A 23,458-nucleotide genomic window follows, 5' to 3' on the forward strand; every position below is an offset into this window, starting at 1 on the left:
ATCTACAAAAGAAAGAGTGTCCCCCTGTGCGGCATGTGGCTGGCGCGTCCCCTGCGCCGCTACGGCTGAGGCCGGTTCAGGTTGGGGCCGCATGGACGATGAACGGCTAGCCGAGGAGAACCTGTGGGGTCATCGCTTGGTCATGTTGCCATTCTGTCCGCAGTGGACGACCATCTGCGGCGGGATAAGCAAACCATGCAGCGCTTCCGCCCGAGGCGCATTTATGCCTTTGCCAAGGGGGGCGAGGGCTTGACCCGCCTCAGTGAGGCGGAGGTGGACCTTGTCATCAGCGACATGGAACTTGGCGACATGGACGGCGTGCGCTTTGTGCGCACCCTGCGCCAGTACGCCCAGTTTCGCAAGGTTCCCGTCATAATGGTCACCCTCGTCAATTCCAAGAACGAAGTGCTGGACGCCATTTCCGCCGGGTGCACGGGCTACGTGCTGCGGCCCTATTCCTTCGAGACCTTCCAGCGCCATATCGTCATGGCCCAGCAGCTCCAGCGCTTTAGCGAAATTGAGGAAGAACAGCTCAACGCCGCCAAGGAGATGGTCAACCAAGGCGACTTTGACGACGCCATCGAGGAGTTTGAGGAAATCCTGTCCCTGCAGGATGAGGCGCAGAAATATTATGATATGGGCTGCGACTATCTGCTGCGTCAGAAGTACGGCAAGGCCATTATCGCCTTCAACAAGGCCATCAAGATTAATGACCTGTATGCCGAGGCCTATCAGGGGTTGGCCGAGGCCTACAGGGGCAAGGGCGACGACCGGCGCTTTCAGAAGTACCTCCAGCGCGCGGCAGAGGTGCATGCCCAGTTTGACAGAATGGAGGAGGCCAAGAGCGTCTTCATCACCATCCTCAAGCACGATGTGCGCGCCCCCAACCCCTACAACACGCTGGGCGTCCGCCTGCGCCGCAACGGGGACTACCCCGGCGCGGTGCATGCCTACCAGCGAGCTCTGGAGCTGACGCCGGAGGACGAAAACGTCCATTACAACCTCTCCAAGGCGTTTCATTATATGGGGGAGATGGACGAAGCCAAGCGGGAAATTGCCGAGGCGCTCAACTGCAACAGCGAGTTCCCCGAGGCGCTGAAATTTTACGACGAACTGTATGGGACGCCATGGCAGGGACCAAAGCGCACCCGCCCGCCGGAAACGGTGCCCCAAACCATCAAGGACGTGTAGCGGCCAGCCCGCATGCACCAGCGCCCCGGTGGAGCCATGCTCCGCCGGGGCGCTGGTGTGTTGATGAGGGGAAAAGAGTTAGATGACGGCGTTGAACACAAAGCCAACCAGCAAAATGCCCGAGGCCACAACGCCGACGAACACGGCGATAAGCCGGGGTTTCAGGACTTTACGCAGGATAATCATCTCCGGCAGGGACAGGGCGATGACGCTCATCATAAAGGCCAGCGTGGTGCCCAGCGCCGCGCCCTTGGCAAATAGGGCGGACACGATGGGGATAATACCCGCCGCGTTGGTGTAGAGGGGCACGCCCATGATGACGGCCGCCGGGACGGACCACCATGCGCCGCTGCCCATGACCGAGGCCATGAAGCCTTCGGGCACATAGCCGTGGATGCCCGCGCCGATGGCGATGCCAATCACGACGTACAGCCACACCTTGCCCACGATGTCCCGCACGGATTCCGCGCCCATGTCGAGGCGCTGACGCCACGTCAGGGCGTGGTTCTTTTCGGCTTCTGCGGTGGCAAGGCTGACCCAGTCCTCAATGTGGTGTTCCAGCCGCAGGCGGCCAATAATCCACCCGGCAACAATGGCGACCAGTAGCCCGGTGCCAAGGTAGAGCGCGGCCACCTTGAACCCGAACAGCCCGTAGAGCATGACGAGGGCAATCTCGTTGACCATGGGCGCGGCAATAAGGAACGACAGCGTCACTCCTAGGGGGATGCCAGTGGTGATAAAGCCGATAAACAGCGGTACGGCGGAGCAGGAGCAAAAGGGCGTGACAATGCCGAGGCATGCCGCAAGGCCGTTCCCCACAAACTCGCCGCGCCCGGAGAGGATTTTCCGCGTCAGCGCCGGGGTGACGAAGGACCGGACAATGCCCACGGCAAAGACCACAATGGCCAGCAGCATGAGCACCTTTGGTCCGTCGTAGATGAAAAAGCGGACGGCTTGCCCAAGGTGCGAGCTCTCGGCAAGGCCCATGAGCTGGAAGGTGATGACATCCGCCAACCGGGGCAGATTTATGTAGAGCGCTATCCAGCCCACCAAAAGCAGGGACAGAAGCAGGGGATGCGAGAGACGGAAGTGCTGGGGAGCGGACTCGCTTTGGCACGCGCAGGGCGCGGCGCTCAGTTCGCTGACGTCCACCGTCTCCTGTTCGGAAAGGGGTTTCAGGTCAAAGGAATTCATAGGGGGGCTCCTTTGGTCAACGCGGTGGCGCGTCGCTTACTTGGTGGTGTCCGTCGTGGCGGGGTTTGTGGGGTCAGCCCCGGTGGGCGCGCCGCAGATGGTGAGCCTGTCGAGGTGCGGCAGCTGGTCCAGCACGCCGCGGATGTCCGGCGTGTCGTTCAGCCAGCCGTCCAGATTGTCGAGCATGGCCGCCGCGTAGGTGCCTGCCTCGTGGCGCAGGGCGTAGTTCACCCACTGCCCGTCCTTCTTGCGCGTCAGCAGGCCTGCGCCCTCCAGCACCTTGAGGTGCTTGGACACTGTGGGCTGGGCAAGGCCAAGGGCGCTGCGCAGTTCGCACACGCACATATCGCTGCGGTGCTGGAGCATCTTGATGATTTTGACGCGGCTTGGGTCGGCCAGCGCCTTCATAACGTCGAGGAATTCTTGCATAGGCATATCTCCATGTAGCTATATTGCTATATGGCAATATACTCACCTTTGCGGCGGTGTCAACACGCCGCGAAGGGCGGGGCGGTGGTGCGGGCAGAGACGCTGTTCGGGGGGCGGAGAGGTGTGCTGGGTGTGGTTGGGGCGAAGGGTGTACGCTGCACGTCGTGGGCCTGCGTGGCTGCGTGCCGTTGAGGCAAGGCGCGGCAGAGTGGTGCGTGGCGGAAAAGGGTGCTTCCGGGGGGCGGTGTGACGCGGCGCCGGCCGGAGTGGTGTGGGTGGCGCGGCTCTCTCTGCCACTGGGGAAGCCTTGAGCGGGCGAAGGGCGGGCGGCGATGGCGCGCAGAATGCGCCGCGCTACGGGTCGATTTCGTCTATGGCGGCGGTGTAGTCCACTACTTTGTTCCGGCCTGTGCGTTTGGCGTGGTACAGGGCGCGGTCGGCCTTGACCATGATGTCCTCAAGGGGGCGCGCTCCGGCAATTTCGGTGTGCAGGCCAATGGAAACGGTGAAGGAAATAGGCCCTTCGTCGGTCTCCACGGTGGTTGCCTCCAGCTGGGAGCGCATGCGTTCGGCCACATGCATGGCGTCGTCGCGGTCCGTTTGAATGAGCAGGGCGCCGAATTCCTCGCCGCCAAGGCGGCCAAAAACATCGTTCTCGCGCAGGATGGTGTTGCAGGTGCCGACCATAGAGCGCAGCACGTCGTCCCCGGCCGCGTGGCCGTAGGTATCGTTGACGCGTTTAAAGTGGTCGATATCCAGCATCATGATGGTCAGCGGCAGGGAGTAGCGCCGGGAGCGCTGGAGTTCCTTCTCCGCCTTGTCCAAAAACGCGCGGCGGTTGGCCGCTCCGGTCAGCGGGTCCGTGGTGGCAAGGCGTTTGAGTTCCTCCTCCAGACGGCGGCGCTCGGTGATGTCGATGACGGAGACAATAACCTTGCCCCACGATTCCTCGTACCCCGGCGCAACGCTCAGGTGGATGGTGACGTATTTGGTGTCGCTCATCAGCGTCACCTGCGGCGCCTCAAAGGTCTCGCGCAGTTTGCCCTTGGCCAGCGCAATGAGCTGCTGGCGGAACGAGACGATATTGTTGGAGGTAAAAATATTCTGAAGGCCCGGCAGAATGTCGTATTTGGTGTCCGCGTCGAAAAGGCGCAGGGTGGCCTCGTTGACCTGGAGTAGCTGCACAAGGGCGGCGCACTGCTGCACGGCTTCGTCATTACTCATGAAGTAGCGCTCGAAGTCCTCCACGCCGTTGGCGGCAAGGTCGTCGATGTAGTGGCGCACAAGGGAGAAGTCCGCCTCCCACAGGGAGATGGGCGAGTTTTCGAACAGGCCGCGGTAGCGGGCCTCGCTTTGGCTCAGGATGGCGTTGGCGCGCTTTCTGTCCGTGATGTCGCGGCAGATGGATTCCACAGCCACAGCCTCGCCGCGGTCGTAGATCATCTGCATGTTGCACTCTACGGTGATGATTTGGCCGTCCTTGCGGCGCAGGGGCAGCTCCCGCAGGCGGATTTCGCGCTTTTCGCGCAGTTCGTCGTGCAGGGTGTTGCGGCAGTCCGGATCCACGTAGATGTCCTGCACATTGAGGGCGAGGATTTCTTCGGCCGTGTAGCCCAGCAGCGTGGGCAGGGCTTTGTTGATGAGGATGGGCCAGCCTTCAAGGTCGCCAAGGTAGTAGGCGTCCTGCATGTTTTCAAAGATGCGCCGGAACTTTTCTTCGCTGAGGGCCAGTGCCTGCTGGATGCGGTTTTTTTCCGTGGTGTCGTGCACCACGGAGAAGAGCAGTTCGCGGCCCTGATACATGATGGGACCGGAGTAGACGTCCACATCGCGGATTTCGCCCGAGGCAAGGCGGTGGCGGAAGTGGAAGCGCTCGCGCGCTTCGTCTCTGGCGCGCTGCATTTCGGCGTTGATTTCCTCGCGCGTTAGGACGTTGATGTCCGCGATGTTTTTCGCCAGCAGTTCATCCTTGGAATAGCCGTAGTAGTCGCAGGCGGCGGGGTTGGCGTCGTAGATTTCGCCTGTGTCGGGCGAGATAATGAGCATGATGGAGTGGTTGTTCTGGAAGAACGTGCGGTGGTATTCCTCGCTCTGGCGCAGCAGGTGCTCGGAGCGCTTGCGGGCTGTGGTGTCCCGTATGGTGGACATCACCACGTCGCCGTCCCCGAAGTTGAGGCGGCGCAGGAAGATTTCTATGTCCAGGGTGCTGTCGTCCTTGGGCCGGCGGCCTTTCCATTCAAACAGCTGCGGCTCGCCGTCCAGCGCCTTCTCCCAAATGAGCGGCAGGAGGTTCTTGGGAATGTCGTACGACGACAGGTCATGGATGATGGACATACGCCGCGCTTCGCGGTGGGTGACGTTGAACATGTGGAGCATGGATTCGTTCACGTCCAGAATCCGGCCCTTGAGGTCATGGATGATGATGGCGTCGTGGGCACTGTCGAAAATGCGGCGGAAGCGCTCCTCTGACCGGCGCAGGGAGAGCTCCGCATCGCGAAAGCGCGTTACATCGTCCAGAATGACAACAATGGAGGAGGTGCGGTTTCCTTGCCCCGTTGTGTGGCAGTCCGCGAGGGGCAGGCAGGTGATGTCGAAACAGCGCTCGCCTTGCTTGATGGAAAAGCCCGATGATGGACGGCACACACCGGATGCAACCGGCGTGGGCAGGGCGCCGCGCAGCCACGGCAGGATGTCTTCCAGCCGGGGCGAGGCATCGGCGCTGTCGTCCTCCACATCGGGCTGGGCGTCGTGCTCCGTGTTGTACTGCTCATGCACCAGCAGGGTGGCGGCATGGTTCATATTGAGGATGTGGTGGGCCTCATCCAGCAAAAAAATGGGCGAGGGCACGTTCTCGAAGAGGTTGATGTATTCTTCGTTCTCGTGCTGCAGCTGCTGGTAGTGGCGCTGCGCCTCAACGTTCTCCGGGTCGTAGACGGTGTCGAACCATGTGCCGCACAGGGCGATTTCAAAGGCGTCGAAACAGCGCAGCACGTAGCGGACGCGGGGTTCGCAGTGGGTGGGGAATTTGTGGCGCACAAGGTCCACCAGCGACTGCCGGAACCATTTGCACAGGGTAAAGTAGCTGCGCGGCGAGCTTTGGGAATGGTGGCAGCGCCGGACTTCCTGCCGGGCAAGAGCGGAGATGGGGTCGTTGTTTGCCTCGCCGGGGGGGCGCACCAGTGGGGGCAGGGCGTCGCCGTAGCGCTCCGACGTCAGGGTAAGAACGTCAATAAACCCGTCCAGCAAGGAGCCGATGGCCGAGGCAATGGACGGCGACGGCGCCAGGTGCCCGCGCTCATCTGCAATGGAGATGAGGTGGGTGTACAGCCAGTCCCGGTCGGCGGCGATGAGTGTTGCCAGCTCCTGCATATGGAGGAATACCCGAAGTGTTTGTGCGTTGGTGTGGACTGCGCCGCGGGGCGGAGGCGTGTGGACTCCGCTGGCGGAAAAGGGATTCTCCGATCATGACAAGAATCGCAGAGAACGCGGGGTATGGCAAGGCGATGCGCAGAAAAGGGGGGAGCCCTAAGCGCCGGTGCTGCGCGCGGCATCATTGGTGATTCCGCATCCACAGGAAGGAAAGTCGAAAATGGGCGGGAAGATGCGCTCTGCTTGCCTTTACAGAGGCGAGCAGGTAATGTCGGAGACCAGTTCGCGCGGACTGTGCGCGGACGCAAAACCCACACGCCATACGGCGTATCGAGTTAAGAGAAGAATGAACATACGCATCCTTTCGCACCGGGGCGCGGCCCTTGTGCGCCTTTTTGTTGTCAGTGTCGTTATGCTGGCGTGCCTGACGCTCAGCGGCCTGCATTCTCCCGCGCAGGCGGGCGACAATTCGTCCATGATCGCTCCCAAGATGAAGGCCAAGGGCCAAGAGGTTCCAGCGTCCATCGTATCCACGGTGGAGCGCCTTATCGCCATGACCAAGGACCCCAGCGCGACCTTCCGGCAGCAGGACGCCGCGGCGCTTTTGGATTTCGTCGGCACGGAAAAGAGCTTTGACGAAACCGAACTGCCCGAGCGCGACGGCGCGCAGGGCGTTTGTGTCCGCAGTTCCATAGATGCGCCCCTGTCCCGTATTTTGCAGTACGGCTACAATCCGGACATTCCGCCTTATGTTGTCCTGCCCTCTGTGGTACGCGTCAGCAGCTGGTATCCGGACAGCGACATGCTCCGCCACCGCCCCAAGCTGTGGGAGGCCGTGGACGAAACGGAATCCCCCGTGGTGCTGCGTGGGCGCGAGTTTGAGCAAATCACCCCGGATTCGTTCAGCGGCGCGTATTACAGCTATGACCTGTCGCGCCTGCTTATCGTGACCAGCATTGACGGCCGCGCGGCCCTTATTTCCGTATCCCTGCAGGACGGTCCGTCCTCCGTGGGCAAAAAGGGCGGCATCCTCGACGACGCCACGTGGGACTACGTCTACTCCGGTGAGGAAGGCCTGACCAAGGGCGGCATCGGCTGGATGGATACCTATATGTACGACTCCGCCGCCGTCTCCGTGTACGTGGAGAATCCCGAGCCGGGCACCGGCACGTCCAGCATGGTGTTCAAGTGGCTGCGCGCGGGCTGGGCCGGGATGAACGTGGTGCGCGCCAAGCACATCATTGCGGGCTGCCACCGCTTTTCCGACGCCTTCCGCGAAATTATCGAGTCCGAGGCGCTGCCCGCGCCTACGACCATCGCCGCCAAGGTGCGGGAGTACATGGCCATGACCAACGAGGAACTGCAAGCCCTCGTGTCCGGCTATGCCCAGCGCCTTGCCCGCCGCTGGCAGGACCACCCCCTCATGGAGCGCGACATCTTTGCCCGGCTGTTCAAGAACGACCGCTTCGCCGCCGAGCTCTCCCGCGAGGAGCGCATCAGCGTGCTCATGAAGCAGTACATCCGGTCCGTCATCGAGCCCGGCCCCGTGTCCTAACCGCGGGCCTTATGCAGTTGCCAATGCGGCGTCTTCCTTCGGGGAGGCGCCGCTTTTTTGTGCAGTGCCCGTCCATTTGAAGAGGACGTGCGTTTTTCGGTGCACCTCGTGCTGTCATGGGAAAGAGCGTGCGCCCGGCAGAGGAGTGTCCGCTCTCTGCACAGCCTGAGTGCGGCGCTGTTTGTAGATGGCGCGTCATCGTGCATCTATGACTGCGTCGTGAACAAATGCCAGTTTTATGGTCAATATACTGACGTTTTGTTTGGGTTCTGCTTTTCACAAAGAATTTTATTCTTGACACATAGCTGTGAATCGAATTTCATTCTGCACATCATGGCAAAAAAGAAACTCGACGATGTAGACATCAAGATAATCAACGCGTTGCAGCAGAACGCCCGCGTTCGCAACGCCGAAATAGCGCGGCAAATCGGTATGGCTCCCTCCGCCGTGTTGGAGCGCATCCGCAAGCTGGAGACCAGCGGCGTGGTGCAGGGCTATGAGGCCCGCGTGGACCCCAAGGCCATCGGGCAGGGGCTTACCGCGTTCACCTTTGTCCGCTCCGAGGAAGGCGTCGGCTCCACCCGCGCGGGTGAGGAATTGGCCAAGATTCCCGAAGTGCTGGAGGTGCACCACACCGCCGGCCACGATTGCTATCTTTTGAAAGTGCGCGTCGCGGACACCGCCGCCCTTGGGCAGCTGCTGCGCCGTATCGGACAGGTGGACACCGTGCGCGACACGCGCTCCACCATCGTACTGACCACAGTCAAGGAGACTCTGGAACTGCCCCTTGGCGGTTCCCCCGAAGACATATAGGAGCTCGCACAACCTTTCTCTCAAGGAGCGCCACGGATGAGTACGCCTGAACTGGAACGGAAAATCATCGAACGAGGCAAGGAGTTCTTCGAGGCCATCAGCGGTGAGGCGCCGTCCATCTTCAATAAGGGATGGTGGACCGGCAAGGTCATGGATTGGAGCATGAAGGACGAGGACTTCAAAGTCAGTCTGTTCCGGTTCGTGGACGTGTTGCCCTGCCTGCACACCAGCGAGTCGCTGAACCGGCACATCCATGAGTACTTCGCCACCGAGTCCGGCGACATGCCACCGGTCATGAAGCTGGGCCTCAAGGGCGCCGGCGTCGTGGGCAAGCTGGGCGGCAACTTCATGGCCAAGGCCATCTCCAAGAACATTGAGAGAATGGGGCGGCAGTTCATCATCGGGCAGGACGCCAAGGAAGCCGTCAAAAACCTGCACAAACTGCGCAAGGATGGCTTCGCCTTCACCATCGACATCCTTGGCGAAGCCACCGTGAGCGAGGCCGAATCCGAAGCCCGCATGCAGGAGCATCTGGACCTGCTGGAGAGCCTTGCCGAGGTGCGCAAAAAGTTCACCCCCCTTGGCGAGGCGTCCGGTGAGCTTGACTGGGGCGGCGAGCCTATCATCAACCTCTCCGTGAAGCTCACTGCGTTTTATTCCCAGTCCAAGCCGCGCGACTTTGAGGGCACGGTCAACGGCATTTTGCGCCGCCTCATCCCCGTCTACCGCCGCGTGGTGGAGATGGGCGGGGCCATGTGCATCGACATGGAATCCCTCGACTACAAGGACATCACCATTGAGGTGTACAAGCGCCTGCGCAGCAGCGAGGAATTCCGCGATTACCCCCACCTCGCCCTCGTACTGCAGACCTACCTCAAGTGCACCGACGATGATGTGACGGATATGGTCGCCTGGGCGCGCACCGAAAAGCTGCCCATCACGCTGCGGCTGGTGAAGGGCGCCTATTGGGACTACGAGACCGTCCGCGCCAAGCAGCAGGGCTGGGAGGTGCCGGTCTACACCATCAAAGCCGACTCCGACGCCGCCTACGAGCGCAACGCCCGCACCGTTCTGGAAAACAGCGACATCTGCCGCCTTGCCTGTGCCTCGCACAACGTGCGCACCATCGCCGCCGTTATGGAAACTGCCAAGGAGCTTGGCGTTGCCGACGACAGGTACGAATTTCAGGTGCTCTACGGCATGGCCGAACCCGTGCGAAAGGGCCTGCTCGCCGTGGCCGGGCGCGTGCGCCTTTATTGCCCCTATGGCGAACTCATCCCCGGCATGGCCTATCTCGTCCGCCGTCTGCTCGAAAATACCTCCAACGACTCCTTTCTGCGGCAGAGCTTTGCCAATGGCGCGCAGATGGAGCGGCTGCTGGAAGACCCCGAAGTCACGGCCAAGCGCGAGCGTGAAACCTGCGCCGCGCGTCCAGCCTGCGACGACGGCGACCGCTTTGCCAACGAAGCCAACGTCGACTTCACCATCCCCGGCTCGCGCGAGGCGTTCCCCGCCGCAACGGCCCGCATCCGCGAGAATCTCGGCCGGACCTACCCGCTCTACATCGGCGGCGAGGACGTCGAGACAAGCGAGACCCTCGACTCCTACAACCCCGCCAAGACTTCGGAAATCATCGGCCACGTTTGTCAGGCCGGTACAGCCGAAGTGGACCGCGCCATCGCCGCCGCTAAGGACGTCCTGCCCGCATGGCGCGCCAAGGCTCCCGAGGAGCGCGCGGAGTATCTCTTCAAGGCCGCGCAAATCGCCCGCCAGCGCATTTTCGACCTTTCCGCGTTGCAGGTTTTGGAGGTTGGCAAGCAGTGGGATCAAGCCTACGGCGACGTCACCGAAGCTATCGATTTCCTGGAATTCTACGCCCGCGAGATGCTACGCCTTGGCCAGCCCCGCCGCGTGGGACGCGCCCCCGGCGAGGTGAACCATTACCAGTACCGGCCCAAGGGCATTGCCGCCGTCATCGCGCCGTGGAACTTCCCCCTCGCCATCTCCGTCGGCATGACCTCCGCCGCCATCGTCACCGGCAACTGCGTGCTCTACAAGCCCTCGGGCCTGTCGTCCGTCATCGGGCACGGTCTTGTGGACATCTACAAGGAAGCAGGCATTCCCCCCGGCGTCTTCAACTACGTGCCCGGCCGCAGTTCCGTCATGGGCGACCATCTCGTCGGGCATCCCGACATCGGCATGATTGCCTTTACCGGCTCCATGGAAGTTGGTCTGCACATCATGCAGCATGCCGCCAAGCCCGCCCCCGGGCAGATTCAGTGCAAGAAGGTCATCGCCGAGATGGGCGGCAAGAACGCCTGCATCATCGACGACGATGCCGAGCTGGACGAGGCCGTCTCCCACGTCATCTACTCCGCCTTCGGCTTTCAGGGGCAGAAGTGCTCGGCCTGTTCCCGCGTCATCGTATTGGAACCCATCTACGACCGGTTCGTGCAGCGTCTCGTCGAGGCCGCGCGCTCCCTCAAGCTCGGCTCCGCCGAAGACCCCGCGTGCAGTATGGGGCCCGTCGTGGACAAGGCCGCCCAGCAGTCCATTCTGGAGTACATTGAACTTGCGCGGCAGGAAGGCAACGTTCTGCTCTCCCGCATGCCCTCCGAAAAAGGCGAATCCGGCGCCAGCGTGGACGAGGGCTGCTACGTGCCCCTCACCATCGTGGACGGCATCACCCCGGAGCATCGCATTGCGCAGGAAGAGGTTTTCGGCCCCGTGCTCGCCGTCATGAAGGCCAAGGACTTCGACCAAGCCCTCGAGTGGGCCAACTCCACCAAGTTTGCCCTTACCGGCGCGCTCTTTAGCCGCAGCCCCGAGCATCTCGAAAAAGCCCGGCGCGAGTTCGCCGTCGGCAACCTCTACCTCAACCGCAACTGCACCGGCTCCCTTGTGGAACGCCAGCCCTTCGGCGGCTTCAATATGTCCGGCATTGGCTCCAAAGCCGGTGGCCCCGACTACCTCGTGCAGTTTATGGACCCCTACACCGTCACAGAAAACACCATGCGCCGAGGCTTCGCGCCCATCGAAGACGACGACGATTGGATTTAGCGCGTCGCGCGGCCCCACGCGCGCCCATGCGCCGCGTGGTTGTGATGGGACAGGACAGCAAGCCCCCGTCGTTATGGCGGGGGCTTTTTGCTTCTTTTTCTTTGTCTTTGTTTTTTTCTTTTTTGGGCCTCCGGCGGCTCAAGGAAATGATTTCCTTGAGAATCCTCAGGCTTTTCAGGGCGGAAGCCGCCCTGAAAAGAGGGGGGGTGGGCGGTGTGTGGGGGATGGGAGCGAAAGGGCATATGAGATGGTTGGGGGGCCTTGACGGCCGACACGGTGAAACGAGGTCGCTGAATTCGTGCATTGTCAAACCTGTACGTCAAAGAAGAGCGGCACTGTCTTTGCTCCACCATCAATCTTTATTTTCTGGGCGGCTTCCGCCCAGAAAATTCTAAGGATTGTTAAGGAAATTAGGTGAATTGCAATTCAAAACTGAACACAGCCCTCAAGCCCAAGCTGCTGCAGTTTTTCTATTGTCGAGCTATATCCAAACTTCTTGCGCGGTCTGTCTGCAAGCAGTCGGAGTTTATGTTTTAATTCAAATTCGCTTATTTTTCTGAAATCCATTTTGCGAGGGAAGAACTGCCGAAGTAATCCGTTTGTATTCTCATTCAGGCCACGTTCTTGTGGACACTGCGGGTGACAGAAATAGAATTTAGTCTCGTATTTCAACTGTAGGGCTTCATAGCCAAAGAACTCCGTACCTCTGTCAAGGGTCATAGTCCTTCTCAAGTCACCTGGAACATCCTTCATAAAACATTCCATAGCATGGGATACTGTAGCCTTTGACTTGTCCTTGCATCGATACGCTAAAGTAAGGCCGGTAAGGCGTTCCACAAACGTCGCAATGAAACCTGTTCCTCTTTTTCCTGATATTAGGTCGCCTTCCCAGTCACCGAACCGAGCTCTTTCATCGACTACTGATGGACGCTGTTCAATGGATGGTAAGGTGCGATTCACCTCTGCAGCGCTTCGGCTCTTGCCATGTCTAAAACTTCTTGTGCGTGCATGTTTCCGCCGGAGATATTGCTTGTAGTGGACAAAATCTGTTCGAGGCGCACCCTTTGCTGGACAAATTTTGTTGTAGATCGTTTTGAAGCTGATTCGCATTCGGTGAGCAGTCGGGAAATCTTTCCTCAAACGGCCAACAATCTGTTCTGGAGACCAGCAGAAGCTGAGTTTTTCCTTAATATACTCATACAAATCCGTATCTACAGGCTGGCGTCCTCTGTTGGCTCGAAGCCTACGTATCCGCGCTTTTTCCTGTGCCGATTTTGGAACATATCGCCCATCCTTCAAGCTGTTTCTCCGTACTTCCTGACTAATCGCTGAGGGGCTAAAGCCAAGAATGTGAGCGATGTTTCGGATGCTCATGCCCTCAGAAAGTAACCGGGCTAGTATTTCGCGCTTCTCTAACGTAAGGTGCTTCTTGCCCATGCAGTTGCGCTCCCTTGTGGAGTTTTGGTCTGGTAACCAGCAGCTAGCATGGGCTTTTTTATTTGTTCAAGTCTGAGAAGGCGGCTTCCTGCCAAGTGTTCAGTTTTGGATTACAATCTGCCTTATTTCCTTAACCCGCCAGAGGCATGCTTTTCTTCGGCCCACCCTTCACATTTCGTCCTTATATTTCCTGTAGAGGTTTCGGAACTGGTTGTAGGTCAGGCCGAGGGCTGCGGCGGCGCGGCGTTGGTTGTGGGCGGACTGGGCGAGGGCGGTTTGCAGGCGTGTGCGTTCGAGGTGACGGACGGCCTCTTTGAGGGGGAGGGTGTCAGGCGCTAAGGCGGGGCTGGATGCCTGCACGTTGTCGGGAACTGGGGCTTCTGGCGGTGCGGCGTCGGCGCGGGGCTTTGGTCTGTAGGGCGAGGCGAAGGGATCGAGGGTGATGCCGGGGATGACGCCGTTATCGGCGCGGTAGACGGCGCGTTCCACGGCGTTTTTGAGTTCGCGGACGTTTCCGGGCCAGTGGTGGGCGAGCAGGGCGTCCATGGCGTCGGCGGTGAAGGCGGGCTGTGGGGTGTGGAGTTCAATGGCCATACGCCGGGCGAAGTGCTGGGCAAGGACGGGGATGTCGTCCTTTCGGGCGCGCAGGGGCGGGATGGTGAGCACCTCGAAGCTGAGGCGGTCGAGGAGGTCGTGTTTGAACTTGCCATCTGCGGCGTGCGTGGGCAGGTCCACGTTGGTTGCGCCGATGATGCGCACGTCTACGGATACGGGCGCGGTGCCGCCGACGCGGTCGAACTGGCCGTACTCGACAACGCGGAGAATCTTCTCCTGCACGGTGAGGGGCATGTTGCCGATTTCGTCAAGGAAGAGGGTGCCGGAGTCTGCGGCCTCGAAGCGTCCCATGCGCCGCCCGGCGGCGCCGGTAAAGGCTCCGGCCTCGTGCCCGAACAGTTCGGACTCCAAAAGCGACGGCGCAAGGGCGGCGCAGTTGAGCGTGGCAAAAGGCCCCTCCCAGCGCTGGGAGAGATAATGCAGCCGCCGCGCGGCAAGCTCCTTGCCAGTGCCGCGCTCGCCCACGACGAGCACAGGGCGGTCCACGGCCGCAGCGCGGGAAAGCTGCTCCATGAAGGCGAGAAAGCTGTCGGACTGCCCGATGATTTCAAGGGACGCTGAGGCCGCCATATGTGGTCCTTTTGTGTAAAGTATGGTGTGTTTGGATAAGTTTTGCACAATTATGCCGCATAGAGTGCAGGGGGGCAAGTGGAAGAATGGTGAGTTTATACAGTGACTTATTGCGGTTTGCGGTGAATGGCACGGCCAATGCTTTATGGTGGGCAAGAAGACTGCAAGCCATAACAGGAGGACACCATGGGTGTATTCAGCAGATTTAAAGATATCGTCAGTTCCAATCTCAATTCGCTTCTGGACCGCGCCGAGGACCCGGAAAAGCTCATCCGCCTGATGGTGCAGGAGATGGAGGAGACGTTGGTGGAGCTGAAGTCGTCGTGCGCCAAGACCATGGCGGACCGTACAACGTTGCAGCGCGAGCTTGATGAAGTACGCGCCGTGGTGGAGAAGTGGACCCAGCGCGCCACCATGGCCGTGGAGAAGGGACGCGACGACCTCGCCCGCGAAGCCTTGAAGGAAAAGAATCTGTGGCAGGGCCGCCTTGATTCGCTGGAGGATGAGGCCGCGCACCTTGAGACCATGGTTGCCCAGTCCCGCGAAGATATTTCCCGCTTGGAGGATAAGCTGACCGCCGCGCGTGAGAAGCAGCGCCTGCTGGTGCAGCGCCACCAGCGCGCCACGGAGCGCAAGCGCACGGGGCATACGCTGGACCGCGCCAATAAGCAGGACACCATGGTCCGCTTTGACAAGTTCGAAAGCCGTATTGACAGGTTGGAGGCCGAAGCCGAGCTGTCCATTCCCAAGGCTCAGGTATCCCTTGAGGATGAGTTTGCAGTTTGGGAAAAAGACGATAGCATCGAGGCGGAACTGGCCCGGCTGAAACAGGCCGCACATCCGTCCGGCACGGACACTGACGAACAGCCCGGCCCGAGCGGTGCGGGAGAAAAGGAATAGACGCCAATGCATCATATCGGATTCTGGATCATCCTCTTGCCCCTTGTGGTGGTGCTGGTCATCATCTTCATCCTTGGCAAATTGTTCCACGGGGCGTTCTCGCGCAGTGAGCCGCAGGAGCAGGTGGACGAAACACGGATGATTCAGGAAATGTTCGCCAGTCTCAACCGGCTGGAGGAACGCATGGACGTACTGGAAACCCTCCTCTACGAGCAGGAGGGGCAAAGCAAGGGGAACCGCGATGCGCGCAAGGATGCATAAGAACGGCCAGGGTCGCGGCCGCGGCGGCCAAGGTGCCCGCTCCGCCGGGCGCGGATGGGATGGCTGGCGCGAACGTCCGCGGCGTGAGGCCCGGGGGCTGTATCGCTCGCGGCGGGGCATCTTTCTTGGCGTGTGCCAGGGCGTGGCAGACTACTTTGACATTTCGGTCTTTTGGCTGCGGTTCTTCACGGTGCTGACGGTGCTGTTCACGGGCTTGTGGCCCGGGGTGTTTCTGTACTTCCTTGCGGCGTTGGTGATGCGTATGGAGCCTGTTGTCCCTGTGAATTCGCCGACAGAGCGCGAGTTTTACGATTCCTATTCCCGCTCGCGGTCCCTTGCCCTGCATAGGCTGAAGGAGCAGTTCGACAGGTTGGAGCGCCGCCTCAGGCGCGCGGAGGATTACGTGACCTCGTCGGACTATCAGTGGGAACGGCGAATGCGCGAAAAATAGTGCGCCAAAGTGCGGCAGAGAACGAAGGACACCCTAGGGGTGTCCTTTTTTTTGTGCTAATATCGGGGCTGGGTGGATTTTTCGGTGTGCCGGAAACGTCGGCCCGTTGCCATTAAGGCGGCAAAATGTACGGAGAAGATGAGGGCCTTTGGCACCCGCGTGCTCCGGCACGGGTGAAGGGCACCAGCTTGGATGGGGCCGGAACGAGTGGACAGCCTGCCCGCCATGAGCGGATCGGAACGAGGAGGCGAACGTGATCGGTTTTGGGTCAATCAAAGGCAAGATCGTAATGGCGGCAGGGACCTGCCTTGTTGCGTCGTTTTTGGTGGTCATCGGCTACATGACCTACACGGCGCGGGACAGGGCGCTGCAGACAGCGGTGACCGTGGCGCGCAACCAAGCGACAATTGAATCCTTGCGCATCAAGGGGCGGTTCGACGCCGCCATTGGCGCGGCGCGGGACCTTGCGGTGTCGTTTCAGGGCGTGAAGCAAACATGGCCTGTTCCCTCGCGCGATGTGCTCAATGGCATGATTCGTAACGTTGCCGGGACGTATGATGACGTCCTTGGCGTATGGACTGTGTGGGAGCCAAACGCCCTTGATGGCATGGACGACCAGTATGTTAACGAGGGCGAGGGGCACGATAGTACAGGCCGCTTTATCCCGTATTGGAATAAGGTCGGCGGCCTGCATCTGGAGCCGTGCAGCACATACGAAGACCCCGCACACAACTCGTGGTACGCCGATCCGCTGAATTCCGGAGAGGAAACCGTGCTCCCGCCGTTTCTCTACGAGATTGGCGGCAAGCAGGTGATGGTGGTCAGCCTTGCCGTACCGGTGAAGCTGAATGGCCGTTCCGTGGCGGTTGTTGGCTCGGACTTGAGTGTGGCTTTTTTGCAGGAGATTGCGGACTCCCTGAAGATTTTGGGCGAGCCCGCTGACGTGACGCTCATCGCGCACAACGGCATGATTACCGCCAAGAGCCGCCAGCCAGATTTGGCGGGCAAGAAGCTCAGTAGCATCACCGAGGACGCCGACGCGCTCATGCAAAAGGTTCGCGAAGGCAAACCGTACCATATGTTTGACGATGGCGACCTGAACCTCGTTGTGCCCATGGCCTTTGGCAACAGCGACAGCTATTGGGCCGTCAACGTGGCGGTGCCCAAGTCGCTCATCTATGCCAAGGCGAACGCCATGGCGCGTAGCTCGTCGCTTATCGGCTTTGTGTGTTTGCTCGCCGCCCTTGCTGTGCTGTGGGTTATCGCGGGGTACCTTGCCCGGCCCATCGTTGAAACGTCGAACGTGGTCAACGGCATAGCTGAAGGCAACCTTGATGTGGAACTGCACCCGCGTGGCACGGATGAGGTCGCCGTGATGCAGGGGTCGGTGAACCTGATGGCCGCCAAACTGCGCGAGAACATTGCAGAGATTGAAAGCCAGATGAAGCTGGCGCAGGAAAAGACCGTGCAGGCGGAAAAGGCGACGGAAGAGGCCAACGCGGCCAAGGCGCAGGCCGAACGCGCCAAGGCCGAGGGCATGTTGCAGGCGGCGGACAAGCTGGAGCACGTGGTGGAGCGCATCTCCACAGCCACGGAGCAGATATCCGCCCAGTCCGACGCCATCCGGCAGGGCACGGACACCCAGCGCGAGCGCATCGCCACCACGGCTACGGCCATGGAGGAGATGAACGCCACCGTGCTGGAAGTGGCCCAAAACGCCAGCAGCGCGGCGGAGCAGGGCATGGACGCCAAGAATCAGGCCCTTGAGGGCGCGCAGGTGGTAGACCGGTCCATCGAGGCCATGTCCGTAACGCAAAAGCAAACCGAGGAACTGCGCGAGAGCATGGGGCACCTTGACGAACGCGCGCAGGACATCGGCAAGATTATGGTGGTGATTGACGACATTGCGGACCAGACGAACCTGCTGGCCCTGAACGCCGCCATCGAGGCCGCCCGCGCCGGCGAGGCGGGGCGCGGATTTGCCGTTGTGGCGGATGAAGTCCGCAAGCTGGCGGAAAAGACCATGACCGCCACCAAGGAAGTGGGCGACTCCATCCGCGCCATTCAGGAAGTGGCGGGAGCCAACGTGACCTCCATGGAACGGGCTGCGGAGGACCTAGAGCAGGCTGTGGAACTCGCCAACCAGTCCGGCAAGGCGCTCAAGGCTATTGTGGAGGGCACGGAAGCCTCAGCCGGGCAGATTCAGAGCATTGCCACGGCGGCGGAGGAGCAGTCCGCGGCCAGTGATGAAATCAGCCAGTCCATGGAGGAGATTAATCGCATCACGACAGAGACATCCGAAAATATTCAGGAATCCAGCGAGGCCCTGCGCGAGCTTGCGCAGCAGACCTCGGACCTGCTGGGGTTGATTCAGGAACTCAAGGACGACGCCACAAAGTAGCGCCCCGGTTTGGCGCAGAACAGAAAAGCCCCGCGCGAAAGGTGCGGGGCTTTTTATTTGCGGTTTGAAATCGGATTTTATATGTTGCGCGACGCGTTAGCCGTATGCAGTGCGGCTGGTGAAGGGCAGAGGGGCCTTGCCAGTTGCAAAAAGCGTATGGATTTCGCGCCATTCTTTTGACGGTGCGCCACGGCGCGCTTCGTCTTCCACAATAGTGCCAAGGCATATGCAGTATGCGGGAGGGCGTCGCCAGTGAGGGAAACGTGGTGGCGGTGCTTTTCTGTTCCACGTGGCAGTGGGGTGTGGCGGGCCGTACCCGCTACGCGGCCGGTGCCACGGCCAACAGTACTTGGGAAGGGGAAGCGGCGGCGGATGATGCTGGCGCGCTCAAAGGAATGCGGAGGAGGATGGCGGGCATGCTGGTGGAGCCGTACACCACCAGAGGGCATGCCTGCCGTTTGTCATGAGGTCTCTGTGATTGTGGGGCAGCCCACACCAGCCAAAGCGTCGCGTCTGCGCGGCGCTTGTACTTGCGCGCGTCCCCGCCACGGGCGGTGGACTCACGGCGCGGTGAAATCCGCAGTTCCCTAGGAGGACAGCGTGTTTTCGTTTCATTCTATCAAGGCTAAGATCCTCTTCTTCTCCGGCCTTTGCATGATTGCTTCCCTCATTGCGGTCATTGCCTACGCGACGTCTATGTCGCGGGGCATGGCATTTGAAAACGCCATCCACACGGCGTCCAAAGAGGCGTATATTGAGGCGCTTGGCATCAAGGGACGCATTGACACGGGACTGGACCTTGCGCGCGGGCTCGCCCAGACGCTGCAAGGCTACACTAGCTCTCCGGAAGGCCATCCCCTGCGCGGGCAGGTGGTGAGCATGCAGCGCGAGCTGCTTGTTCGAAACGATGAACTCATGGGCGTACGCTCGGCGTGGGAGCCAGATGCCTTCGACGGCATGGACGCCACGGCGGATGCGCCCGGAACGCAGCCCGGCGGGCGCTTTGCTCCGTATTGGACGCGCTCCGGCGGCGTGCACCTTGCGCCCATTAAGGGCGATTTGGAGCGCGCCAGATGGTACACCGTCACGCGCAGGCGCGCGGCGGAGACCATTGTCAATCCTGTGCGCGCCACGGTGAACGGGCAAACCACAACCATTGTGACTATTGCCGCGCCCATCAGCGTCAATGGCCGGACCATTGGCGTAGCGGGTGTGGATGTGACGGCCAACTTCCTGCAGGAACTGGCCAACTCCATCGCCATCTTTGGGCAGAAGGCCGATGTGACCTTTGTGACGCATACGGGCCTTGTGTCCGGGCGGACGGGGCAGACCGGCGTCATCGGCAGAAATTTTGCCGATGTTGAGGAGCGTGGGAGCGCCATTCTCAAGCAGACCCATGCGGGCGAGACGGTGCACTTCTTCCGCGATGGCAAGCTGCACATCTATGTCCCCGTGGAAATGGGCAAAACCGGCTCGTATTGGACCGTTGGCGTCGCCATTGATGAAGCCAGCGTCTACGCCGAGGCCAACGCCATGGCCCTGAAGACCACGCTCATTGGCGGCGGATGCCTTGCCCTTGCACTGGTTGTGCTGTGGCTGCTTGCTGGACGCCTTGCGCGTCCGCTGCACGATACGGCAACCGCCGTCAACCGCATCGCCGAGGGCGACTTGTCCACCCGCCTTGACGCCGCAACGGATTGCGAGGTGGGTCAGATGCAGAGCGCCGTGAACGCCATGGCGACAAAGATGCAGCAGAACATTGCGGACATTGAGCGCCAGATGAATGTGGCGCGCGAGAAGTCCGCGCAGGCGGAAAAGGCCATGCTTGAGGCCGAAGAAGCCCGCAAAAAGGCCGAAAGCGCCAAGTCCGAAGGGATGATGCAGGCCGCAAGCCAGCTGGAGCAGGTCGTGGAGCGCATCTCCACCGCCATGGAGGAAATCTCCGCGCAGTCCGAGGAAGTCCGCAAGGGCACGGACGTGCAGAAAAGCCGCATTCAGGCCACGGCCACGGCTATGGAGGAGATGAACGCCACGGTGCTGGAAGTCGCCCAGAATGCGGGCTTTGCGGCGGATCAGGGCAAGGATGCCCGTGAGCAGGCCAGAAAGGGACAGTCCGTGGTGACCAGCGCCATTGACGCCATGGCGACCAGCAAGCGGCAGACCGAGGCTCTGCGCGTGGCCATGAACGACCTTGACCAGCAGGCGCGTTCCATTGGCAGCATCATGAACGTTATTGAGGACATTGCGGACCAGACGAATCTGCTGGCGCTCAACGCGGCCATTGAGGCGGCGCGCGCGGGCGATGCGGGACGCGGCTTTGCCGTGGTCGCCGACGAGGTCCGCAAGCTGGCCGAAAAGACCATGAACGCCACCAAGGAAGTGGGCGCGACCATTTCGTCCATCCAGAAGGTGGCGGACAGCAACGTCGCGTCCATGGACAATGCGGAAAAGGACATCAACACAGCCGTCACCTTCGCCAACGAATCCGGCGAGGTGCTGGGCACCATTGTGGACGGTGCGGAGCGCTCTGCGGAGCAGATTCAGAGCATTGCCACGGCGGCGGAGCAGCAGTCCTCGGCCAGCGAGGAAATCAACCGCTCCATCGAGGAGGTGCACCAGATTGCGCAGGACACCGCTCAAAGCATTGAGGAAACGGTGATCGCCCTGCGCGAGATGGCGCAGCAGTCCTCGCAGCTGGCGTCCCTTATTCAGGACCTGAAAAACGATAGCGCGCAGGGCTGATAGCCCCGCGCAAGGCGTACGCAGCAGCCCCCATGGCCAAGGCCATGGGGGCTGTTTTGCGTTGTGCGGCTGTTAGGTGCCGGGCAGTGGCGCGTTCTCCGCGATGGGTTCGCGGCTGTGGCGCAGCGCGGTCATGATGCGCGAGCAGATGCTGTCCAGCAGGCGTTGCTCGGGCAGGCAGAGCGCGGACATGGTGTCGAATTGGCGGCTGGTCAGGGAGTCCAGCACCGGAAACGTGCCGACGCACGGGGGGAGTTCCGGCAAGTCCGGCTGCGCGGGCAGCACGGTGCCGGGCGCGGCGCGGTTCACGGCGAGGACAGCGTCGCTGAGGCCGTATTGCGCCGCAAAGCGGGCGATGTGTTCGGCAATGCAGAGGCTCACGCGTGATGGTTCGGTGAGGATGAGCAGGGCGTCCAGCAGGGCGCAGCGCTCGGCGCTCAGGCCGCTGACGCCGCCGGGAAGGTCCAGCAGCACAATGCGTTCTTGGGAAGGGGCGCGGAGGGCGTTCCATTCGGGAGTGGCAGGCTCTACGGCAAGGCGTGGCCGCTGCGGCTCTGCGCCATGCACCCGGGGCAGTGGGCGGCTGATGCGCCGCAGCAGGAGCGGACGGTTGGCGTCCACCAGCAGGACCTCATTGCCCTGTCTGGCAAGCCAGTCTCCAAGCCACACCGTCGCAGTGGATTTGCCTACGCCGCCTTTGCCAGCAATCGCTATTTTCATGCGGGCCTCCCGTCATGGTGGGTGGTAGAGGTGTTCTTGAAACCCTAGGCATGGGTGGAAGGCTTTGTCAAAGCATGACGGGATGTTGGGCGGCGGCTGGGGCCGATTCTGCTCTCCGCTGTATGGCGGCAGGGGGGGGCGCCGGACGCCGGAAAAGGGATTTTTTGCTGAAACGTGATATTGCCTATGCTATGGTGACGTTTGCTATGCATTCAGGTTTTTTGGAACAACGTTTGGAGGAAATAATGCGGTATCTGACTTGTGTTGGTGTGCTTTTTCTTGTGTTGGTGATGGGCGCCTTTGCGACGGCGCAGGCTGATGGCCGCAGCGTGTACGCCAAGTGCATCGGGTGCCATGGCGTGGACGGCTCCAAGGCCGCCCTTGGCGCCAGCCCGCCCGTGAAGGGCCAGTCCGCAGATGAGCTGGAAAAGAAGATGCACGGGTATTTGGATGGCTCCTATGGTGGCTCCAAAAAGGTCATCATGGTGAATATGCTCAAGAAGCTTTCTCCGGAAGAAATCCGTGAGGTTGCGGAATACATAGCGGAGTTCTGATGCACGTCTTTGTACGGATTTGCGCTACGGCGGCGGTGTGCGTGTGCCTCGCCGCCGCGCCTGCCGTTGCCGTGGACCATGGCGGTATGGACCACGGCGCGGGCGGGCATGCGGCTGAGGATATGCCCGGAAGCCATGACGGCATGACCGGCGCGCCCGCCCATGACGGCGGGGAACACATGATGGATGGGGCGTCCGGCAAGCCCATGGACGGCCACGCTCCAGACCACCAGAGCATGCCAGCAGGTGAGCACGACGGACACATGATGCCCGCCAGTGAACACGACGGGCATACGATGCCTGCAGGAAATGCCTCGGACATGCACGGCAATATGACCGGGGATATGGCTGACATGCCGGGGCACGACCATGAGGCCATGATGCAGGAGGTTATGGCCGAGGGCGAAGCCGTTCCGGACATGGACGTTGGCGTGGACGAAAAGCTGGGCGAGTACATCCCGCGCGGCATTACGCTCAAGGATTCCAACGGCCACGAGGTGGACCTGCGCGACGTGTTGACCGCGCCGTCCATCATTATGCCCGTGTACTATACCTGCCCCAGCGTATGTAACCTGATGCTGTCGTCCTTTGCGCGCATTCTGCCGGATGTGGCCCTGACGCCGGGGCAGGAGCTGCGCGTGGTGTCCATCAGCTTTGACGAGTACGACACGCCCAAGGTGGCCGCCAGCAAAAAGCGCAACTATATGGCGTCCATGCAGGGCGAGTTTCCGCCGGAGCATTGGCTGTACCTGACCGGCGATAAGCAAAACATCGACCGCGCCATGCAGGCCATTGGCTTCCGCTTTCACCGGGTGGAAAACGCCTTTGTGCATGCGGCGGTGGTGGTGGCCGTTGCGCCGGACGGCAAGATTGTCCGGTATCTCTACGGCACGGACTTTCTCCCCTTTGATGTGACCATGGCCGCCACGGAGGCGGCGCAGGGCAAGGTTGGCGTGTCCGTTAAGCGCCTGTTGTCCTTCTGCTTCGACTACGACCCCGAGGGGCGGCGCTATGTGTTCGACACCATGCGCGTTGCTGGGTTCTCCATCCTTGGGTTTGCCGTGATTCTTTTTGTCATACTGCTGGTATCCGGGCGCAAAAAGCGCGACTAGCGCCGCCTGTGGGCCACAGCCTGCCAGCTGTTTCCGTTCGTGTTGAATGCATGGATGCGCCCCTTCGCGGGCATCCGCCAACCG

17 protein-coding genes are annotated in these 23,458 nt (G+C 61.1%); 11 read left to right on the forward strand and 6 right to left on the reverse strand.

Annotated features, from left to right (window positions below; all coding sequences use genetic code 11):
* The first annotated feature begins 123 nt into the window (after window positions 1-123).
* Window positions 124-1,191: a tetratricopeptide repeat protein gene (locus ACYQ2T_RS02665; RefSeq protein ID WP_459898224.1), complete on the forward strand. Its 1,068-nt coding sequence runs from the start codon at window positions 124-126 to the stop codon at window positions 1,189-1,191.
* Between the two features lie 78 nt (window positions 1,192-1,269).
* Here ACYQ2T_RS02665 and ACYQ2T_RS02670 read toward each other — a convergent pair whose 3' ends face one another.
* The 3 genes from ACYQ2T_RS02670 to ACYQ2T_RS02680 all read right to left on the reverse strand — a co-directional run bounded on the left by ACYQ2T_RS02670 (window position 1,270) and on the right by ACYQ2T_RS02680 (window position 6,183).
* On the reverse strand, window positions 1,270-2,385 hold the full coding sequence (locus ACYQ2T_RS02670) for a permease (protein ID WP_459898226.1): 1,116 nt from the start codon (window positions 2,383-2,385) through the stop codon (window positions 1,270-1,272).
* Between the two features lie 36 nt (window positions 2,386-2,421).
* Window positions 2,422-2,814, reverse strand: a complete 393-nt coding sequence (locus ACYQ2T_RS02675; RefSeq protein WP_459898228.1) for an ArsR/SmtB family transcription factor — start codon at window positions 2,812-2,814, stop codon at window positions 2,422-2,424.
* 354 nt (window positions 2,815-3,168) lie between these two features.
* Entirely contained in the window at window positions 3,169-6,183 is a 3,015-nt protein-coding gene (locus tag ACYQ2T_RS02680) for a PAS domain S-box protein (protein ID WP_459898230.1), read from the reverse strand.
* A 346-nt stretch (window positions 6,184-6,529) separates the two neighbouring features.
* On the opposite strand from ACYQ2T_RS02680, the gene ACYQ2T_RS02685 reads away from it, so the two are divergent.
* From ACYQ2T_RS02685 to pruA, 3 genes are all read left to right on the forward strand, one after another.
* Complete coding sequence (locus tag ACYQ2T_RS02685) at window positions 6,530-7,738, forward strand: hypothetical protein (protein ID WP_459898231.1); 1,209 nt, start codon at window positions 6,530-6,532, stop codon at window positions 7,736-7,738.
* A gap of 333 nt (window positions 7,739-8,071) precedes the next feature.
* Window positions 8,072-8,551, forward strand: a complete 480-nt coding sequence (locus ACYQ2T_RS02690; protein ID WP_404846016.1) for an Lrp/AsnC family transcriptional regulator — start codon at window positions 8,072-8,074, stop codon at window positions 8,549-8,551.
* 36 nt (window positions 8,552-8,587) lie between these two features.
* Complete coding sequence (gene pruA, locus ACYQ2T_RS02695) at window positions 8,588-11,611, forward strand: L-glutamate gamma-semialdehyde dehydrogenase (protein WP_459898233.1); 3,024 nt, start codon at window positions 8,588-8,590, stop codon at window positions 11,609-11,611.
* A gap of 426 nt (window positions 11,612-12,037) precedes the next feature.
* On the opposite strand, the gene ACYQ2T_RS02700 is transcribed toward pruA, so the two are convergent.
* Together ACYQ2T_RS02700 and pspF are read right to left on the reverse strand one after the other, a co-directional pair.
* A complete protein-coding gene (locus tag ACYQ2T_RS02700) occupies window positions 12,038-13,048 on the reverse strand; it encodes an IS30 family transposase (protein ID WP_459898235.1) in 1,011 nt (336 codons plus the stop codon).
* A gap of 168 nt (window positions 13,049-13,216) precedes the next feature.
* Window positions 13,217-14,233 carry a phage shock protein operon transcriptional activator gene (pspF, locus tag ACYQ2T_RS02705; RefSeq protein WP_459898237.1) on the reverse strand — a complete coding sequence of 339 codons (1,017 nt, stop codon included), beginning with the start codon at window positions 14,231-14,233 and terminating at the stop codon, window positions 13,217-13,219.
* A 186-nt stretch (window positions 14,234-14,419) separates the two neighbouring features.
* On the opposite strand from pspF, the gene pspA reads away from it, so the two are divergent.
* The 5 genes from pspA (at window position 14,420) to ACYQ2T_RS02730 (ending at window position 20,988) form a co-directional block, all read left to right on the forward strand.
* Complete coding sequence (gene pspA / locus ACYQ2T_RS02710; protein ID WP_404846013.1) at window positions 14,420-15,133, forward strand: phage shock protein PspA; 714 nt, start codon at window positions 14,420-14,422, stop codon at window positions 15,131-15,133.
* 6 nt (window positions 15,134-15,139) lie between these two features.
* Window positions 15,140-15,394: a hypothetical protein gene (locus ACYQ2T_RS02715; RefSeq protein ID WP_459898239.1), complete on the forward strand. Its 255-nt coding sequence runs from the start codon at window positions 15,140-15,142 to the stop codon at window positions 15,392-15,394.
* Entirely contained in the window at window positions 15,387-15,845 is a 459-nt protein-coding gene (gene pspC, locus ACYQ2T_RS02720; protein WP_459898241.1) for an envelope stress response membrane protein PspC, read from the forward strand. The genes ACYQ2T_RS02715 and pspC overlap by 8 nt, the downstream gene beginning before the upstream one ends.
* A 253-nt stretch (window positions 15,846-16,098) precedes the next feature.
* Window positions 16,099-18,246 (forward strand): methyl-accepting chemotaxis protein, encoded by a 2,148-nt coding sequence (locus ACYQ2T_RS02725; RefSeq protein WP_459898243.1) that lies wholly within the window; start codon window positions 16,099-16,101, stop codon window positions 18,244-18,246.
* A 600-nt stretch (window positions 18,247-18,846) separates the two neighbouring features.
* Entirely contained in the window at window positions 18,847-20,988 is a 2,142-nt protein-coding gene (locus ACYQ2T_RS02730) for a methyl-accepting chemotaxis protein (protein ID WP_459898245.1), read from the forward strand.
* A 72-nt stretch (window positions 20,989-21,060) separates the two neighbouring features.
* Here ACYQ2T_RS02730 and ACYQ2T_RS02735 read toward each other — a convergent pair whose 3' ends face one another.
* Entirely contained in the window at window positions 21,061-21,708 is a 648-nt protein-coding gene (locus ACYQ2T_RS02735) for a nucleotide-binding protein (protein WP_459898246.1), read from the reverse strand.
* A gap of 245 nt (window positions 21,709-21,953) precedes the next feature.
* On the opposite strand from ACYQ2T_RS02735, the gene ACYQ2T_RS02740 reads away from it, so the two are divergent.
* Window positions 21,954-22,262: a c-type cytochrome gene (locus ACYQ2T_RS02740; protein ID WP_459898248.1), complete on the forward strand. Its 309-nt coding sequence runs from the start codon at window positions 21,954-21,956 to the stop codon at window positions 22,260-22,262.
* Window positions 22,262-23,374 (forward strand): SCO family protein, encoded by a 1,113-nt coding sequence (locus ACYQ2T_RS02745; RefSeq protein WP_459898250.1) that lies wholly within the window; start codon window positions 22,262-22,264, stop codon window positions 23,372-23,374. Before ACYQ2T_RS02740 ends, ACYQ2T_RS02745 begins: the two co-directional genes overlap by 1 nt.
* The last annotated feature ends 84 nt before the right edge of the window (window positions 23,375-23,458 follow it).

Source organism: Desulfobaculum senezii (assembly GCF_054657395.1).